16 protein-coding genes are annotated in these 18,440 nt (G+C 49.2%); 6 read left to right on the forward strand and 10 right to left on the reverse strand.

What is annotated here, in order from left to right; all coding sequences use genetic code 11:
* Positions 1–13: 13 nt before the first annotated feature.
* The 3 genes from F463_RS0101610 to F463_RS0101620 are packed head-to-tail and all read left to right on the forward strand — an operon-like array spanning position 14 to position 5,692.
* Positions 14–1,444, forward strand: coding sequence for a TolC family protein (locus F463_RS0101610; protein ID WP_245545097.1), 1,431 nt, complete (start codon positions 14–16; stop codon positions 1,442–1,444).
* Positions 1,445–1,459: 15 nt separating this feature from the next.
* Entirely contained in the window at positions 1,460–2,521 is a 1,062-nt protein-coding gene (locus F463_RS0101615) for an efflux RND transporter periplasmic adaptor subunit (protein WP_018985290.1), read from the forward strand.
* 36 nt (positions 2,522–2,557) lie between these two features.
* A complete protein-coding gene (locus F463_RS0101620; RefSeq protein WP_018985291.1) occupies positions 2,558–5,692 on the forward strand; it encodes an efflux RND transporter permease subunit in 3,135 nt (1,044 codons plus the stop codon).
* A gap of 50 nt (positions 5,693–5,742) precedes the next feature.
* On the opposite strand, the gene F463_RS0101625 is transcribed toward F463_RS0101620, so the two are convergent.
* Genes F463_RS0101625 through F463_RS0101640 form a run of 4 tightly spaced genes read right to left on the reverse strand, consistent with a single transcriptional unit; the run spans position 5,743 to position 9,977 of the window.
* Complete coding sequence (locus tag F463_RS0101625) at positions 5,743–6,399, reverse strand: amino acid kinase family protein (protein WP_018985292.1); 657 nt, start codon at positions 6,397–6,399, stop codon at positions 5,743–5,745.
* 1 nt (position 6,400) lies between these two features.
* On the reverse strand, positions 6,401–7,855 hold the full coding sequence (gene pabB, locus F463_RS0101630; RefSeq protein WP_018985293.1) for an aminodeoxychorismate synthase component I: 1,455 nt from the start codon (positions 7,853–7,855) through the stop codon (positions 6,401–6,403).
* Positions 7,846–8,898: a hydantoinase/oxoprolinase family protein gene (locus F463_RS0101635; RefSeq protein ID WP_018985294.1), complete on the reverse strand. Its 1,053-nt coding sequence runs from the start codon at positions 8,896–8,898 to the stop codon at positions 7,846–7,848. The genes pabB and F463_RS0101635 overlap by 10 nt, the downstream gene beginning before the upstream one ends.
* On the reverse strand, positions 8,895–9,977 hold the full coding sequence (locus tag F463_RS0101640) for an ATP-grasp domain-containing protein (RefSeq protein ID WP_018985295.1): 1,083 nt from the start codon (positions 9,975–9,977) through the stop codon (positions 8,895–8,897). The genes F463_RS0101635 and F463_RS0101640 overlap by 4 nt, the downstream gene beginning before the upstream one ends.
* Between F463_RS0101640 and F463_RS0101645 the strand changes: the two genes are divergently transcribed.
* On the forward strand, positions 9,972–10,673 hold the full coding sequence (locus F463_RS0101645) for a HisA/HisF-related TIM barrel protein (protein WP_018985296.1): 702 nt from the start codon (positions 9,972–9,974) through the stop codon (positions 10,671–10,673). The genes F463_RS0101640 and F463_RS0101645 overlap by 6 nt on opposite strands.
* 54 nt (positions 10,674–10,727) lie before the next feature.
* Here F463_RS0101645 and hxlB read toward each other — a convergent pair whose 3' ends face one another.
* The 3 genes from hxlB to tal all read right to left on the reverse strand — a co-directional run bounded on the left by hxlB (position 10,728) and on the right by tal (position 13,130).
* Entirely contained in the window at positions 10,728–11,264 is a 537-nt protein-coding gene (hxlB, locus tag F463_RS0101650) for a 6-phospho-3-hexuloisomerase (RefSeq protein WP_018985297.1), read from the reverse strand.
* Positions 11,265–11,371: 107 nt separating this feature from the next.
* Positions 11,372–12,004, reverse strand: a complete 633-nt coding sequence (gene hxlA / locus F463_RS0101655) for a 3-hexulose-6-phosphate synthase (protein WP_018985298.1) — start codon at positions 12,002–12,004, stop codon at positions 11,372–11,374.
* Between the two features lie 172 nt (positions 12,005–12,176).
* Positions 12,177–13,130, reverse strand: a complete 954-nt coding sequence (gene tal / locus F463_RS0101660) for a transaldolase (RefSeq protein ID WP_018985299.1) — start codon at positions 13,128–13,130, stop codon at positions 12,177–12,179.
* A gap of 274 nt (positions 13,131–13,404) precedes the next feature.
* Here tal and F463_RS0101665 point away from each other — a divergent pair, with 274 nt between their 5' ends.
* Both F463_RS0101665 and F463_RS0101670 read left to right on the forward strand, forming a co-directional pair.
* Positions 13,405–14,556, forward strand: coding sequence for an aromatic ring-hydroxylating oxygenase subunit alpha (locus tag F463_RS0101665; protein ID WP_018985300.1), 1,152 nt, complete (start codon positions 13,405–13,407; stop codon positions 14,554–14,556).
* 59 nt (positions 14,557–14,615) lie between these two features.
* Entirely contained in the window at positions 14,616–15,479 is an 864-nt protein-coding gene (locus tag F463_RS0101670; RefSeq protein ID WP_281163705.1) for a DMT family transporter, read from the forward strand.
* 65 nt (positions 15,480–15,544) lie between these two features.
* On the opposite strand, the gene F463_RS0101675 is transcribed toward F463_RS0101670, so the two are convergent.
* From F463_RS0101675 to F463_RS0101685, 3 genes are all read right to left on the reverse strand, one after another.
* A complete protein-coding gene (locus F463_RS0101675; RefSeq protein WP_026295211.1) occupies positions 15,545–16,183 on the reverse strand; it encodes a response regulator in 639 nt (212 codons plus the stop codon).
* Between the two features lie 14 nt (positions 16,184–16,197).
* Positions 16,198–17,499, reverse strand: a complete 1,302-nt coding sequence (locus F463_RS0101680) for an ATP-binding protein (protein ID WP_018985303.1) — start codon at positions 17,497–17,499, stop codon at positions 16,198–16,200.
* Positions 17,500–17,625: 126 nt separating this feature from the next.
* Entirely contained in the window at positions 17,626–18,438 is an 813-nt protein-coding gene (locus tag F463_RS0101685; protein ID WP_018985304.1) for a polyphosphate kinase 2 family protein, read from the reverse strand.
* Between the last annotated feature and the right edge of the window lie 2 nt (positions 18,439–18,440).

Here is an 18,440-nt window from a genome sequence, read left to right on the forward strand (position 1 = left end):
ACCACCGGGCAATGTGCGACTAGCACCCGCCTTCTGTAATGCCATGCGCCTGCTTGCTTACGTTTCACCGCTTTTGTTAACCGCCTGCGGTATCGCCTTTCAGGCTAACCCTATTCCACAGCAACAGAACATAGAAACCATACAGCAGGCCACGCCAACACAGGATGGTTTTAAAACTTTTGTTCAAACGCAGTCACCTCAAACCACCTGGCCTATTCAAGCCTGGGATATCGATAGCTTAACTTTATCGGCCCTGTACTTCCACCCGGTGCTCAAAGTGGCCAAGTCCGATTATGCTGTCGCATTGGCGGGCATCACCAGTGCCGGGTTGCGGCCGCAAGTGGGGTTGAATGGTCACTTATCCCACAGCAACCGTGCCAATGGTGATATCAACCCGTGGGCTTATGGCTTGCAGGTGGACATTCCAGTCATCACTGCCAACAAACGACAGATCAACATAGAAATCGCGCAATATCAGGCCGATATTGCAAAAATCCAGATTTCGGAAACTGCGTGGATGCTACGCCAGCAATTAAGCATGGATCTGATACAGCTGGCGGAACAACAAGCCATGCAGGCTAATCTGGCCAGGCTACAAAAATCCCAAGAGGCTCTGCTGGCAGCCTATCAAAAGCGCCTTGATCTTGGTATGGCAGGCAATGCTGATGTGCTGCCTATCCGCTTGCAGCGTGACCAGTCAGCCTGGCAACTGCAACAGTTAACTTTACAAATTAGGCAGACTGAACAGAAAATCCTGCATGATGCTGGCTTGACCGAGCAGAACAACCTGCCCCTGACGATTGCCCCCATCCAGCTTTCGCAACTCTTGAAATCCCGCTTTGCGCAATCGCAAACCTATGCCGATGCGGCAACAATCCAGCATTACGCCCTGACCAATCGTATGGATATCCAGCGTGGACTTGCGCAATACGCCAAAGCCGAATCACAACTCAAACTGGCAATGGCAAAACGCTATCCGGACTTGTCGCTGAACCCTGGCATCGCCTATGAATATGGCGATAAAATCTGGGGATTAGGCATAGGGACCATGCTTAATCTGCTCAACAAATCTTCAGACCTGTGGGCGCAAGCCGAGCAAGTACGCCAAAATGAAGCAACCCGTTTTTATGCCTTACAGCACCAGGTGATCCAGTTATCAGAGCAGTCCTTGATCAAGTATCGTGGTGCCGCCAATCTGCTAGTCACCCTGACACGCGAATACGAGCAACAATCCAACCGCAAGGCACAGTTGGAAAAACAGTGGCGTCAGGGACTGATAGACAAAACGGAATATCTGCAAACAGAAATCCAGTTTTATAGTGCACAGCAACGCCTGATCACCCAGCAAGCCAATGTCATGCGGTCTTTGCAGGAAATCGAAAATGTCATGCAAAAGCCCATAGCCCTTTCACAGCGTGAAATGGCATCTGCCAACCAGAAATAAAGAGGTGCCCGCAAAATGAATAAAAAAGCACTTTGGATTATCGGCGCCCAGATTGTTTTTATTGTGATCCTGATCTGGACGATTGTATTCGTTGGTCGTGATGAATATGAGTCCCTTCAGAGTGAAGATGAAGAGGAAATTGAAAGTCCGCTAAGGGTTTCCGAACAAAATGGCTTACAAGTCGTCAAGCTGAATCTTGCCACGCAGAAAAACAGCGGCATTAGCGTGCAACCTTTACAAGCTTACAATTATCACGGCAATATCAAGGTGCTGGGCTCCGTCATTTCCATCCAGACACTGGTCGACTACAACAGCCAGTATCAGCAGTTGAAGGCGCAACTGGCCCTGGCAGAAAGTGTGTTACCAAACCATCAGTTACAGTACCAGCGTTACAAGCAATTAAACGAAGATGACAAAAACGTTTCTGATAAAGCCGTACAGGAAGCACAGGCACTGGTAATTAATGACCAGACGCAGATCAAAACTGCACAAGCACAAATCAAGGCACTCACCGATACCATTATCGCCCAATGGGGGCAACCGCTGGCCACATTGGTGACGAAACACCCTACGCCAGGCCCCCTCCATGATTTACTGATGCAGAAAAAAGTGCTGGTACAGGTCAGCTTTCCGCTCAATTTTAAAGCGCCTGAAGGCAACTCCAGTATATTTATATCGCCGATACAGGATGAGGTCCCCCCGATCCGGGCAGATTATGTTTCACAGTCAATACAGACCGATATTAGCAACATTGGTAAAACTTACTTTTATAGCGCTCCAGCAGACTACTTGCGTGTAGGCATGCGGGTGAATGTTGTCCCGGCGAACGCGTCTTCCTCCTTAAAGGGCGTCATTGTGCCCAACCAGGCAATTGCCTGGCATGGCGGCATGGCCTGGATATATGTCAAAACCAAACCAGACACGTTTTTGCGCAAACCTGTCGCATCCGACATTGAGCTGGATAACGGCTGGTTTGATAACAGCCTAAGCCCCGGGACAGAAGTGGTGACTCGCGGTGCGCAACTGCTACTATCAGAAGAATTCAAGTTCCAGATCAAGAACGAAAATGATGACTAAGCTGCCATCACAGTCAAACCAACGGGAGCCATCCGCATGATGTCGGCGCTGGTCAGGTTTGCCATTCGTTTTTATGGTGTGATTATAGGCCTAGCCATACTCGTGGTTGTCTATGGGGCTTACAGCCTCAGCCAAAGTGACTTGAATGTGTTTCCTGAGTTCGCACCGACACAGGTAGTGATTCAAACCGAATCGCCTGGACTCTCGGCCAGCCTGGTCGAAAAGCTGGTCACACAGCCAATAGAAAATACGGTTTCTGGGGCCATCGGCATTAAAAGCCTGCGTTCGCAATCCATTCCCGGCCTGTCAATTATTACAGTCATCTTCCAAGATAAATCAGACATTTACCGCAACCGACAAATCGTTGCAGAACGCCTGAATATGCTGGGTAACCAGTTGCCGCCAGGCATTGTGCCCAACATCACGCCCTTAACCTCTTCAGCCAGCACAGTGCTGGGGTTAGGAGTGACCTCAGACAAACTCTCGCTCATGCAATTGCGTACCCTGGTAGACTGGCATCTCACTCCCCACTTAATGGCCATTCCTGGGGTGGCGGATGTCAATGTGTATGGCGGCGAAGTACGTCAGTTCCAAATCAAGATTGATCCACGCAAGTTGATGCTATATCAATTGAATGTACAAGATGTGGTCAATGCGGCCAACCGCGCCACTGGTGTACGCGGCGCGGGATATATTCAAAATGATAACCAGCGGATTATCCTTAATAGCCAGGGCCAAACGACTACTCCGGAGCAATTAGCCAATATCACCCTGCTGCGCAAACTTGGCCGCACTATCCGCATCCGCGATGTTGCAGAAGTCACAGAAGGCGCCGCACCTTCTATCAGCGCCGCGGCTATCAATGGTCAGCCCGCAGTATACCTGTCGGTCCAGGGCCAATTAGGTGCTAATGTCTATGCCTTAACCAAGCAACTAGAACGCAAACTGGCGGATATCAGACCCAGCCTGACGACACAAAAAGTCACTTTACATGAAGGCTTGTTCCGCCCTGCCAATTTTATTGAAAAAGCGATTCATAGCTTGCGAACCGATATCCTGATCGGTTCGATGCTGGTGGTGTTGGTCCTGTTTGTTTTCTTGTTTAATGTCCGTACAGCCATCATCTCTGCCACCGCTATTCCGCTATCACTGCTGACAGCCATCGTTGTACTTTACCAATATGGCGTGGGCCTCAACATCATGGTACTGGGTGGCCTGGCGATTGCCTTGGGCGAAGTGGTAGATGATGCCATTATTGATACGGAAAATATTTTCCGCCGATTGCGCGAGAACCGCCTGCTTGCGCAGCCTTTACCCGCAGCCAAAGTAGTGTTCCAGGCTTCCATGGAAGTACGCAGCTCTGTGGTCTATGCCACAATAATTGTTGCCCTGGTGTTTTTACCCTTGCTCACTTTATCGGGGGTAGCTGGCAAATTGTTTGCTCCATTAGGCTATGCTTATATCTCAGCAATTTTGGCATCGCTGGTCGTCGCTCTGACGCTTACCCCTGCCCTGTGCTATGCCTTACTCGCCAATGCACCACTTAAAAACGAAGACTCACCTTTATTGCATTGGCTGAAACAGCGTTATGTCAAATTGCTGCATCTTATCGAAAATCGTTATCAGCTGATCTTAGCAACCAGTTTTATTTGCATTGCATTGGGTCTGGCCGTCTTGCCTTTATTCCGAGGACAATTTATCCCTGCGCTGCGTGAAGGCCATTACATCTTGCACATGACGGCAGTGCCTGGCACTTCAGAAGTGCAAACCCTTAAATTGGGCAACCAGGTCACCAAAGTATTACTGGAGATTCCCGGCGTTAAAAGCGTGGCGCAATGGGTAGGACGTGCGCCGAATGCAGCAGATACCTTTGGCACCCATTACAGTGAGTTCGAAGTTGAGATTGGCACGGTGTCCGGTGCGGAGCAAGAACGAATCTTGCATAATATTCGTGAAGAGCTTGCGGGTGAAACAGAAGATGATGACGACGATGGCAAGGTAGAATTAGGATTTGTCGGCGCCAACTTTGCCATCAATACCTTTCTCACCGAACGGATTGAGGAGACCATTTCCGGCTATGCCGCTGGCCTGGTGATTAATATTTATGGCCAGGACCTGGACGCGCTTGACAGGGATGCCCAAAAAGTCGCGAATTTGCTCAGCAAAATCCGTGGCGTGCGCGATGTCATGGTGCAATCACCACCGGAAACACCGGAAATTATCATCAGACTCAAACAGGAAAAACTTGCCCTATGGGGATTGCAACCCATGGATGTCCTCGATACTGTCAAAGCCTGCTATGAAGGGGTGCCAGTCAATCACGTTTTTATGGGTAACCGTTCCATAGGCGTTAGCGTACTGCTGAATGATGCCTCGCGGGATGATATTGCCGACATGCGCAATATCCCGATTTTTAACCCAGAAGGTCAAATACTGAAATTATCCGATGTCGCATATGTGGCACAGGAAGGCGGTCGCTCCAAGATTTTGCACGCCGGGGCCAAGCGCATACAAACGATTACGGCAAATATCAGTGGCCGTGACCAGGCCTTATTAATTCAGGATATACGCAACACTCTACATAAAAAACTGCAATTGAATAGCGGTAACTACCTGGAGTTCTCTGGAGAAGCCGAAGCCAATGCCCAATCACGTCAGGATTTGATTATTCACTCCCTGGTAGCAGGCGTAGCGATCTTCCTGATGCTCTATATCGCTTTTGGCCGCTTGCGTAATTTAATGCTAACCTTCGCCAACCTGCCGTTCGCCTTGATCGGTGGCGTGATTGCCACCTTCTTTACAGGAGGCTGGATTTCGGTAGGTACGCTGGTTGGGTTTGTGACTTTATTCGGCATCACATTGCGTAACTCAATCATGATGATTTCGCATTTTCAGCACCTCGTCGACAAGGAAGGTTGCACCTGGAATCTGGAAACCTGTATTCGCGGCGCCTCAGAACGCTTGCCTTCAGTATTGATGACCGCTTTGGTCACCGCGCTGGGGTTGTTACCGCTGGCTATCGGTAGCGGTGAGCCTGGTCGCGAAATTGAAGGACCGATGGCGACGATTATTGTGGGTGGCCTGATCTCGTCTACCATCCTCAACTTGCTGATTTTGCCAACGATCATGCTGCATTTTGGCCGCTTTGAGAAAAGTGATGCTTTGGAATAAATTGCTGGGCAGGAACGGTTAGACTTAAAGAATAATTCTGCGTGCGTGAATTACTCGGTTTTCAATAAATAATCTTGATCCGGATGAACTGAAAACCCCTCTTCAAAAAGTCTATATTGGCTTTGATGAAGTATCCAGGTCTGGAATTTGGCCTGCTTGAGTAAACTTGAGAAGCCTTGATCCACCATGTCTATGGCTTGCAGTTTTTCTAGTTGCAAACCATTATGCATCGCTAACAATCGATCATCTGATTTAACCAGTAGTAAATGGCTCGCTTCCAGTTGCCAGGCTAGCCAAGCGGCCAGACTGTCTGATGTGATGTCCCAGGTTTCAGGTAAGGCCAACTCATTAGCAAGCACCGGGTTCAAAGCCATTTCGCTGGGCAACCAAACCAGACCACGATGTTGCCAGCCACTTTCTGCAATCTCTAGCGGATTGCGTACCAGTGTTAACGCTGGCACCATTGCCACCAGACTACGCGCCATCTGATCCATGGCATAGATCGCCAGTGCATGAGCCTGCTGGTCATTGATATGCCCATCAGCCATCTCGGCACGCATGCGTTGAAAGTCGCGCACGGCATCTGCATACATGCCACCACCCGGCACAATAATCACCTTGCCGTCACCCCAGCGCGCAACCAGGTGCAGCCATTTCACCAGGCTGCCATAGTGTGTCACGCTACCCCCGAGCTTGATCACCCACATGTTATTGTTCCCGAGTTTTCACTTTGTTATAAGCGGCCACAAGCTTGAAGAACTGCGAAGCTTTGTCAAAAGTTTCCTGATATTCACGCGCGCAATCGGAGTCTGCCACCACGCCACCACCGGCAAAAAAGGTCATGCGATGATTGCATATCACAGACGTTCTTATCGCGATATTCGTATCCATGCTACCATCAAAACCGATATAACCGATACTGCCACAATAGATGCCGCGCCGGTGAGGCTCAAGCTCTTCAATAATTTCCATGGCTCGCAATTTTGGTGCACCGGTAATGGAGCCGCCAGGAAAACAACCCCGCAATAAATCCAATGCGTGAAAACCTGCGGCCAAAGTCCCGCGAACAATACTCACTAAGTGGTGTACGTTGGTAAAACGTTGCAATTTAAAAAGCGCATCGACCTTGACCGATCCGACTTCACACACCTTGCCGATATCATTGCGTAGTAAATCCACAATCATCAGGTTTTCGGCTCTGTCCTTGATGCTATTAGCCAGCTCTTGCGCGACCCCTGCATCCAGAGCGGCGTCCTGGTGCCTGGGTCGCGTACCTTTGATCGGCCGTGTTTCTACTTTTTGGTCAATGACCTGCAGGAAGCGTTCCGGCGACATGGAGAGGACGGCAAAAGGCATCCCCTTGCCATCATCCACTTGTAAATATGCCATGAAGGGCGCGCGACTCAACTGCCTGAACTGGTCATAAGCTGCGCAAGCATCGCCTTGGACATCGACGACAAAGCGTTGCGCCAAGTTGATCTGGTAACAATCTCCCGCCCGGATATACTCTTTCACACGCTGGAAAGCCTGCGCATAGTCTTTCTGGCTCATATTGGCTTCTATCTCGCCATGTACTTCAAAAGGAGACAGCACCTCTTCGACTCGTGTTTGCAGCAACTGCTGATGCAAGGCTTTGAGAGCTTTGCGCTCTGTGAATTTGGCATGTGACACTAATTTGCACTGCCCAAAATGGTGGTCCACCACAATCGCCCAGTCATAAATACCCACCAGCAATTCTGGCAGTGGCATATCCTCATTCGCCAGTTCCGGCAACGTTTCGATACTGCGCCCCAAGTCGTAAGAAAAATAGCCTAGCGCTCCCCCGGCAAAGGGGATATCAGCGCTACGTTCCACCTGATGTAACAACAGCCACTGCTGAATAACGCCGAAAGGGTCATCTTCTGATTGCTGCACTGCGCCATTGGCATGCACTTCGGTATATGGCCGGCGATGAATGATTTTGGCGACTGGCTCCGCGACGACAATATCAAACCGGGCACCCAGGCTGACTTCTTCATCCTTGGTTGCCTGTATATGAGTTGTCTTGCTTGGGGACGTCTCAACCCTTCCGCTCTCAAGCAACATGGGCCAAGCCAGATGCCTGACCTGCCTTAACCAGTGTATGCCTTCAGCATAAGGTAACTCAAGCGTGATCAATGCCATATTTGCCATAACCTCGCCACCGCATAGGCAGGAAAACACACCTCTGCATCTATTTTTAATTGTGCGTGAGCTGCTGGCAGTAAGCCAGAGACCGCCTGGTAAGGCATCTGCAACCTTCGCGCCAAGGCCTCTGCAAGGAAACTGCCAGCGCCGAGCCCTAGCAAGGACACTGGTTGAGTGGACGCTTGATTGAGCGTCATATGGATAGCCCGCATTAATACTTCCAATTGCTTTTCTTTAAATACTTCGGCCAATGATTGCCAAGTCGGTTCATCTGTATCAGCAAGGTCGTGTCCGACCATGCGCGCCAGACGCCGCATACTATCAACCACCGACCGCCCTTGCCCGTCCGCTGTATCTGCCATGTCATAGTCAGGTGATAATTCGCCAAGCACGCGGTAAACATCCGCGGTTGTTGCAAAATATTCAGCCGCAATGTGGCGAGTTTTTCCTTGCCATTGTATCGTCGGACCCAATGCCATTAAAGGCGTTCGCACCACTCCTGTATAAAACAAACTCTGGCTGGCCATTCGTTCAGCATCGGTCCAACCCGCAGGCTGCACTTGTTGTTGATCACATACAGTAATATCAGTGGTGGTACTCCCAATATCCACTACCAATAATGGAGAGTCTTCTTGCATGGTAGCCAAGCATTGCGCAGAAGCATGCCAGTTCATGGAGGCAATATGTGGTTCATTCCCTTCAACCTTGGCTGTAAACTGCGCGCCTTGTGCTGCTGATGCCATATAGAACCCGGCATGTGGCAAATAAGCATTCACCGTTTGCGCAATAGCACACACCCCCTGCAAGCGGTTATCAAACAAATCGACCAGTTCACCCGTCATCGTCACCGCATGATCACAGCGTTCCAATTCTATGCTCCATTCATGTAATACATGCTGGATCGCAGCTTCAAGCAAAGGCAACCCCTTCCATAAGGCACATGCCTGTTGCGATACCCGTACAATCTGGCCTTGGCTATCCAGCATCACGGCTTTCACATGCGCACCGCCTATATCCCAACCTATTACTGGTGGTTTCATACTGGCAAAGATTCCTCACGAGCGATTGCAGCCGTTGTCAAGGTCAGTGTCGTTGAGGACTTTGCAATAGCAGGGTTTAGCAACTGGTTCAATACGGCATCCAGGATCATTTCAGCCGGATTGGTGCTGAGTAATTGAGACAAAGCCATATAAGGCGTGGTTAAGCGTGGATTGACTTCTACCAGGATTAATTGATTGTCCGCCGTCAATATCATGTCAGCCCCCCAATAACCAAGCAGGCCGGGGATCGCACGATGCACTTGTTCAGCAAGGTCTTGCATGGCGGGCAGATAGTCAGCCGCTTGATTCACGCCCGCGCCCTGAAAACGGAACATACTCTCTTGTACTGTAATCAATTGTTCATGCCCGGCAATGACTTTTACCTGGTCTAGGGTAGATAAGACAGACATGCTTAACGCACGCCCTGGCAAGTAAGGTTGCAGAAGACAACGAGATGAAGAAACCAACTCATTTAATTTATTTTTATTTGTAAATTCAATAAGTTCCAACATATTATTAAAGTAATAGGTTGACTCACACCCAGCGCCATCATCTGGCTTAATGACCCAACCATTCAATACGGCATCACCGTACCAGGGCAGGCTTTCCAGAGGCTCCGCCTGATCTAGAAACACATAAGGCAAGACAGGAACACCTGCTTGCTGGCACATGTCAGTCATGAGCGATTTGACGCTGGTTTGGTGAATGCCTTTGGCTGTGCAGCCTATCCAGGGTTTGTTCGCCGCTTGTACCAGGGTATGCATGTCATACAAAATGCCACCCGTTTCTGGTGCGATGACCCAACAGGCATCAATATCATGCGTGCTTAATTGCTGACGCCAATGCGTATACGGATCTTCATCGGGATGAACAGCGTGGCTAGCAGCATGTTGGGGCGCTGCAACGCGACTGTCATGGCTAGTGATACAATCAACGCCTAGCGCAGACAGATCGGCCAGCAATGCATCACGCATCAGCAAGCCTTCTTGCAACAAGCTGGCAGGCAAAGGCTCGGAAGCGAGGCCGCCAGCGCTGACATATTCACAGACCCAGATTTTCAAGCGAGATTTATTGTGCATATTATTCCCGTCATCGATTTGATGCATGGCCAGGTGGTACAGGCCGTACAGGGGCAACGCCAGCATTATCGTCCAATTCAATCACAACTGACGGATAGTCATGCCCTGCTCGATGTGGTGGCTGCTATTTTACAAGTTTATGCGTTTGACTGCCTGTATATTGCTGATTTAAATGCAATCACAGGCCATCCCTCGCATTTAAAACTGATCAAACAGGCCATGGCAAGTTTTCCGGCACTGCAATGGTGGGTGGATGCTGGCTTTAAAAACAGCGAGGACTTGCAGCCCTGGCTAGACAGCGGCATCAGACCCATCATCGCCAGTGAATCAATGCCTGACCTAGAGGCCTACCAATCCATGCGCAAAATGACTACCCAAGCCGTACTGTCTCTGGATTTTTTCCAGGATGGATTTCATGGGCCAACAGATTTACAGGAGCATGCAACACTGTGGACACAACCGACCATACTCATGAGCCTGCCTAAAGTTGGCGCCAATCAAGGTCCTGATATTGAGAAAATGGCCACGATCAAGCGAAAACTGCCCCACCAACAGCTATATGCCGCCGGCGGCGTCAGGCAAATGGCGGATATTCATGCGTTAGATCAGGCAGGTGCATCTGGTGTGCTGGTAGCCAGCGCCTTGCATCAAAAGAAAATCGCGGCCGCAGATTTTGCCTACAAGGCGACTGAATAAGCGATAAAAAACCGGCTTAAAAGCCGGTTTTTTATCGCCAGGATAATCTGAAAATTATTCCAAGTTAGCGTGCAACGCGCGCATACCTTCTTCAGTCAGGCCTTTTGCGTGGATCAGCTCAGAAATGGCACCCTCCAGGAAGACCAAGGTGGACAATTCAAATTGACCGCCCATAGGCATGCCTTTGACCAATGGGAAGCTGTCATCCTGACCAATCTGGATCACCAGGTCAGCCACATCTGCCATGGCAGAAGTTTTCTTCATGGAGATAACAACTAGTTTAGCGCCCACTTCTTTGGCTTTTTTCACAAATGGCAACAAGGTTGCAGTACCACCAGAGCCAGAAACCAAGATCAGCAAGTCACCTTTTTTGATGGCTGGAGTCACCACTTCGCCAATCATGTAAACGCTGTAGCCAGAATGCACCAAACGCATCGCGAAGAAACGTGAAACCAGCAAAGAACGGCCTGCACCACCGATAAATGTGGAACCGGCTTCGTCAACCAGCTTCAGCAATTCAGCGGCTTTTGATTTATCAGTCACATCCAGAATACGCTTCAGGTTATCCAGAATAAATTGTTGATGATCCATTTTTTAATCCTGTGTAAACAAAAATAATTGAATAAAAAACCCGACACATTGCTGAGTCGGGTTTTTTGTCTCGCTGATCAATAATTACTTATTGATACTTAAATGAATTAAGCGTGAGCGATAGCAGTGATTTCTGCAGCAGCAGCAGCTGGGTCAGCAGCGCCGTAGATAGCAGCACCAGCAACGATGATAGTCGCGCCAGCGTCACGTACTTGAGCAGCTGTAGCAGCTTTAACGCCACCAGCAACAGAGATGTCAACACCCAGGTTCAAACCGGCAACAGCAGCCAGGTCAGCAAATGGAGTTTGACCAGCAGCTTGTTGGTCCAAACCAGTGTGGATACCGATGATGTGAGCACCAGCAGCAGCAACTTCTTTAGTACGAGCAACTTTGTCTTCAACGCTGATCAGGTCAACTTGAGCTTTTTTGCCGTATTTGTTAGCTGCTTTGATTACGCCTTTGATTGTACCGATGTCGGATACGCCCAATACTACGCAGATGTCAGCACCGGCTTTGTAGAATGGCTCAGACTCGTACTCACCAGCGTCCATAGTTTTCAGGTCAACCAGGATCTTGTTGTTTGGGAACTTAGCGCGCAGAGTTTCCAGCAATTTGATACCGTTGTGCTTGATGCATGGTGTACCGATTTCCAGGATGTCAACGTGTGGAGCAACTTTTTCTGCCAAAGCGATAGTTGCGTCAAAATCCAATGAGTCTAATGCCATTTGTGTTAATGCCATGTTTTTCTCCAAAAATTAAAATTTAAATGCTATTGCTAGCGTACTACCAATTCAAGCTGGTCGCTCATAGTAAGCTTGCAGCCAAAATAAGTCAATGTTGCAGGCCCATTTGTGCCTGACTTAAAAGTCAAACGGGCAGGTTCCTGCCCGTTTGCATTATCGCAGTGCGATATTACAGTTTTGCGGCTAAAGCGTCTTCCAGTTTTTTCTGGTCAGCCACGAAACCGCGAATACCTTCTGCCAGTTTTTCAGTCGCCATGGCGTCCTGATTCAACTGGAAGCGGAATTCTTCTTCAGTCATTTTAGCTGGCACGTCTTTAGTCTTGCCACCGTCTTTCAACACTTGAGCCAATGTACCTTCTGTCGCTGCCAATTCTTGCAGCAGGTTTGGGGACACGGTCAAACGGTCACAACCAGCCAGCGCAATCAGTTCACCAGTGTTACGGAAAGAAGCACCCATCACAACGGTTTTGTAGCCGTGCTCTTTGTAGTACTGGTAGATTGCACGAACAGAAACTACACCTGGGTCAGTTTCTTGAGTGTACTCAGTCCCTGGATTTTTCGCTTTGTACCAGTCCAGGATACGGCCAACGAATGGGGAGATCAGGAACACGCCAGCTTCAGCACATGCGCGCGCCTGGCCGAAACCGAATAACAATGTCAGGTTACACTGGATACCTTCTTTTTCCAGCTGCTCACCAGCCTTGATACCTTCCCAGGTAGAAGCAAGTTTGATCAGTACGCGGTCTTTGCTGATGCCAGACTCTTCGTACAACTTGATCAATTTACGGCCTTTAGCAATCATCGCATCGATGTTGAAAGACAAACGTGCATCTACTTCTGTAGAAATACGGCCTGGAACCACTTTAGTGATTTCAGCGCCAATCAATACTGCCAGTTTGTCAGCAGCATTTTCAATTTGTTGCTCTTTGGAACCACCTTGTGCTTTTGCATAAGCAATGGCAGTGTCAATCAACGGTGCGTATTCTGGGATTTGGCTGGCTTTCAACACCAGAGATGGGTTTGTGGTTGCATCCACAGGTTTAACACTTTTGATTGCTTCAACATCACCAGTGTCAGCCACGATGGTTGTCATTGCTTTCAACTGATCTAATAAGTTTGCCATTCGATTGCTCCTAAAAATTGCAATAATCGTTTACGTATAGTTATACATAGAAACCTCCAACATTATAACTGAATTTATTTGAGTTGGTTAAGCCTCGTTTTCGCCTTAAATGCGCACCAGTCTTGGGGCAGCCTGATATGAACCCTACATTTTTTTGATTAAAATCAAATGATTGAACCAGATTTTTACAGTAGATAAAGGGGGTCTGACTTTTCATTTACCCCCTTTTCGGGCACAATTCACCTTTTTTGCAAGTGATTAATCAGTTGGGCATATGGGTTCTGTCACCTCTTTAAACAAAGAACAAAACCAGACTCGCTTCGCACAATTACCTGTCGATTGGTATCTGCATCCGGAGATGTATGCGCTGGAGCAGGCACACCTGTTCGCCAAGATTCCACAATATCTTGGCCACGAGCGCATGATCCCCCATGCGGGTGATTATCGCGCCCTGGACTGGATGCACAATGCTACAGCCTTGGTAAATCAAGCGGGTAAACCTCAACTCATCAGCAATATTTGCCGCCACCGCCAAGCCGTGATGCTCAATGGCCAGGGCAATACCCAGCACATTGTTTGCCCGTTACATCGTTGGACCTATGATTTAGGCGGGCAACTGCTAGGTGCGCCGCATTTTGAACAAAACCCCTGCCTGCACCTCGAAAAACAGGCCCTGACTGAATGGCAAGGCCTGTTATTTAAAGCCAATGATCAGGCCAGCAAGCAAAAAGGCCTGGAGATTGCGAATATCCTTAAACAGCTCGGGTGCAAGCAAGATTTCGACTTTACCGGCTACCACTTTGATTCCGCCATTGTGGATCATTACGATTTCAACTGGAAAACGTTTATTGAGGTTTACCTTGAAGACTATCATGTCGGGCCTTTCCACCCGGGCCTGAACCAGTTTGTCGATTGCGGTGAACTGAACTGGGAGTTTGGCGAGCATTACAGCGTACAAACGGTTGGCTACAAACCATTGCCGGATTACAGCCTCTCCCCTGTTTACAAACAATGGCAACAAGCGGTGACTGATTACCAGCAAGGCACTACGCCTAAGTATGGCGCGATCTGGTTTGTACTCTACCCATTTCTCATGATTGAATGGTATCCAAACGTGCTGGTGGTCTCGCACATTATTCCCACCGGCATAGAATCTTGCCAGAATGTGGTGGAGTTTTATTATCCGGAAGATATTGCCCTGTTTGAGCGTGAGTATATTAAGGCTCAACAGGCGGCTTATTTTGAAACAGCGGTTGAAGACAAAGAAATTTGCCAGCGCATGCATGACGGCCGAAAAGGGCTGTTTATGCTAGGCAAAGATGAACGCGGCCCTTACCAGCATCCCATGGAAACTGGTCTGGAACACTTTCATCAATGGTACCGCAAGCAGATGGAGCCACATCTGCCTGACCATTTACAGCGCTAGGCTTCTGTTTGCTAAAGTCCCGACAAGTCAGTCACTGGCATCCCAAACACTGGCACCCCTTGCATTGGCGCCTTGGCAGTTACTGGATGCTGTTGGCAGGGTTAGGGTTTGCCATCATGGGAGCTTTTGTGAAAGCAGGCTCAGCGCGCTTCACCACCAGTGAGCTGGTATTTTATCGCTCTGCGTTTGGTTTCCTGATGATTGCGGCGCTTGTCTGCTGGCAACGCAAGCCCTTGAAAACGCCATTGCTTGCCATGCAGCTACGTAGGGCAGGCATAGGCTTCACAGCCTTGCTACTGTTCTTCTATGCCATTGCGCATTTACCGCTCGCCACAGCGATCACGCTTAACTACACCTCACCGATGTTCCTGGCCCTGCTCTCGCCATGGCTGCTGACAGGTGACAAACCACTGACACGTCAACAGCGGTTAGTGTTGAATATGTGCGTCGCAGGTGGATTTGCTGGCATTTGCCTGCTACTGCAACCAACGTTTCATAGGGACCAACTGCTTGCTGGCGGCATAGGCCTGCTCTCAGGCATAGGCGCCGCCCTGGCCTACGTTCACGTCAAACAGTTAGGCATACAAGGCGAGCCGGATTGGCGAACTGTGTTTTACTTTACCTTGGTTTGCACTGTTGCCAGCGGATCCTGGATGCTCATTGACCATATGACCGCCCTAAGCTGGCAAGATTTGCCATTATTAACTGGCCTGGGTATATCGGCGACCTTCAGCCAACTGGCGTTGACGCGTGCTTATCGCACCGGCAACACCCTGACGGTAGCCAGTCTGGCGTATAGCACCGTCGTGTTTGCCACGTTGATAGGCATGATTGTGTGGGGGGAAACCTTGAGCCTGCACGAAATTGCCGGGATGTTACTGATTGCTGCTTTTGGCATATTCAGTACGCGCATCAAGCGATAGCGTTTTCACAATGTAAAAAGCCATTCTTAAAAGAATGGCTTTTATTCGCACCTCTGAAAATTACTTTAAGGCTCCAGCAATCCGCAACGCATAGCAATCAGTGCAATCTCCGCCGAGTTTTGCGCGTTGAGTTTTTGCTTGATATTGTACAAATGCGTCCCCACGGTACGCGGACTCAGGAATAAGGTTTCTGCGATTTCGTTGGTTGACTTGCCGCGGGCCAGCGACATAAACACTTCAAATTCGCGTTCACTGAGCACATCGACCGGATTCTGCTCACCGGACAACTGCTGGATGGCCATTTGCTGCGCCACGCTGGCTTCAATATATTTCTTACCCTGCGCCACACTGCGGATTGCCTTAATCAGCTCTTCGGCCGCGCTACGTTTGGTCACATAACCCATAGCGCCCGCATTCAGCACGCGTTTCGGATGCACGGAATCCTCATGCGCAGACAGCACCAGAATACGTGCATGATTATCTTTGGCCAAAATACGCTCAATCGCCTCCATACCACCGATGCCGGGCATGGTGATGTCCATCACCACTACTTGGGGCTGGTGTTCGACATAGGCCTTGATGGCAGCTTCACCACTTTCGGCCTCAGCAATTACTTTGATGTCCTGGTCTGATTCGAGCAACATTTTAAAGCCCATCCTGACCACGGCATGATCATCCACCAGCATTACACTAATCACGTTTATCTCCCCCTTTTATTCTATGCTGATTGTATAGGCAATCTAATTTCCAGAGTGGTTCCGCGACCGGCGTCCGGCTGTGAAACCACTTTAAACTGGCCATGCAAGGCCTGGACACGCTCACGTATGCCAAGCAGGCCGAAATGCTGTGTTTGATCTACCGTTTCTATTTGCATGCCTACCCCGTCATCACAAATCATCAGACGCAAACCCTCGGTATCCGTCAGCAGATGTACGTTGATGCATTGGGCATGGGCATGTTTAATGGCATTATTCACCGCCTCTTGCACAATCCGGTAGAGGTTGATGTTCACATTTTCTCCCAGCGGCTGGAATTCTCCAGACACATGTAACTGAATATTCAATTCAGGATGCTGTGCCTGGTAGCCTGACACCATATCGCGTAGCGTTTCTACCAGCCCCATGTTATCCATGGCAGCCGGACGCAACTGGCGAATAATATTATGCATACCATCGTAAATATGGTTGGCTGCAGCGACGATGGTTTGTGCACTGGCAGCAATGTCAGGCGCATTTTCCCTGGTTTTATTGACAATGGCGACCGCAAAAGTCTTGATCGCGGTTACATATTGCCCCAGCTCATCATGTAGCTCTCGTGCCAGGCTACGGCGCTCGTCTTCAATATGCTGCTGAATTAGCTGTGTCAACTGGCGGTTCTGCTCCAATTGCCTTTCCGCATCCAGCGACACCGCCATCTGGTTGAGGCTCAACCCAATCTTGTCAAACTCAGGCACTGAAAAGCGTTCCAGTCGTGCAGTTAAGTCGCCCTGCTCTATGCGGTTAATGGCATGCAAGATGTGCCTGACCGGCCGTAAAGCATGACTCAGCAAGCCATACACCAGCAGGTTAAGTAGCACGAAAAAACCGATCCCCATGGTCATCAATTGCAAGAAGCCCGACCAGGCCTCACGGATAGAGCCTTCTGCACTGGAGGTGATAATCAATGTACCGTAGCGGATACGACGCGTCACCGTCTCAATTTTGGGAGCCACTAGTTTTACAAACCACTCTGGGGGATTGATCTCAGATTTAAACGTTGAAGTCGGTGAAATGTACAAAGGATTATTGGAATAGTCGTATAACTCGATACGGCTGCTACGCACATAGCCCAGGGAGCGCAAAAAATCTTGCAACACATAATGCGTAGGACCCAGGCTGGGATTCATGGCTGAACTGACAATCACCGTATCCAGCAATTGCACCGTCACCCGCGTAGCCGCCTCTACCCGCTCACGAATACTGTCTTTGGTATCGCGCACAAGCACCACGCCTGCCGCGACCAGAAAAACCAGCGACAGCATGGTGACTAAAAGATTTAACCTGAAACGTAAACTCATGGGATTGATGATAATCGCAATTCGCCTATTAAACTGTAACTACCGCGTATTCTCACAGCGTAAAATCATTAAATTCTGCAGGGCCAGCGCTTAGTCTTTAATTTTTAACGCATCCCACTCTTTTGGTTTAGGTGGATAAGCCAATGGCAACGCGTTTAAAGTCTCCAGCAATAGGCGAGAAATCAGGAGGTTGCGGTTGGTTTTTGAGTTGGCCGGGATCACATACCAAGGGGCATATTCTGTAGAGGTGGCTTGCATGGCAGATTCATACGCTTGCATGTAGTCATCCCAAAGCGCGCGCTCCTCAAGATCTTTGGGGTTAAATTTCCAATGCTTGGTCGGCTCATCCAAGCGCTCTTGCAAGCGTTCTTTTTGCTCTTCTTTAGAGATATGTAAAAAACACTTAATCAAAGTAGTGCCTGTCTCGGTCAACATGCGCTCAAAATCATTAATTTGCTGGTAACGGCGTTTACATTCCCCCTCATCAATCCAGCCATGCACCTTTACAATCAGCACGTCTTCATAATGACTACGGTTAAAAATCACCAATTCACCTTTGGCCGGCACCTGCGCATGCACCCGCCACAAATAATCATGCGCCAACTCATCAGCACTCGGCGCCTTAAAACTCGCCAGACGAATTCCCAACGGGTCACAAGCACTAAATACTTGCTTGACTGTGCCATCCTTGCCACTGGTATCCATGCCCTGCAACAGCAAAATCACCTTATGCTTGCCCTCAGCATGCAAAATATCCTGCCGCGCATTAATTGCCTCCGTCAATTTGGCTAACTCGGCTAAATCCTGCGCTTTATCTTCATTACGCGCTGAGCGGTCATCTGCAGAATATTGCTTGAGGGAGAATTTTTTAGGGTTAACGCGGTATTTTTCCAGCTTTTCCATGA

Origin of the sequence: Methylophilus methylotrophus DSM 46235 = ATCC 53528 (genome assembly GCF_000378225.1) — a bacterium.
In the GTDB taxonomy this organism is placed as follows: Bacteria; Pseudomonadota; Gammaproteobacteria; order Burkholderiales; family Methylophilaceae; genus Methylophilus; species Methylophilus methylotrophus.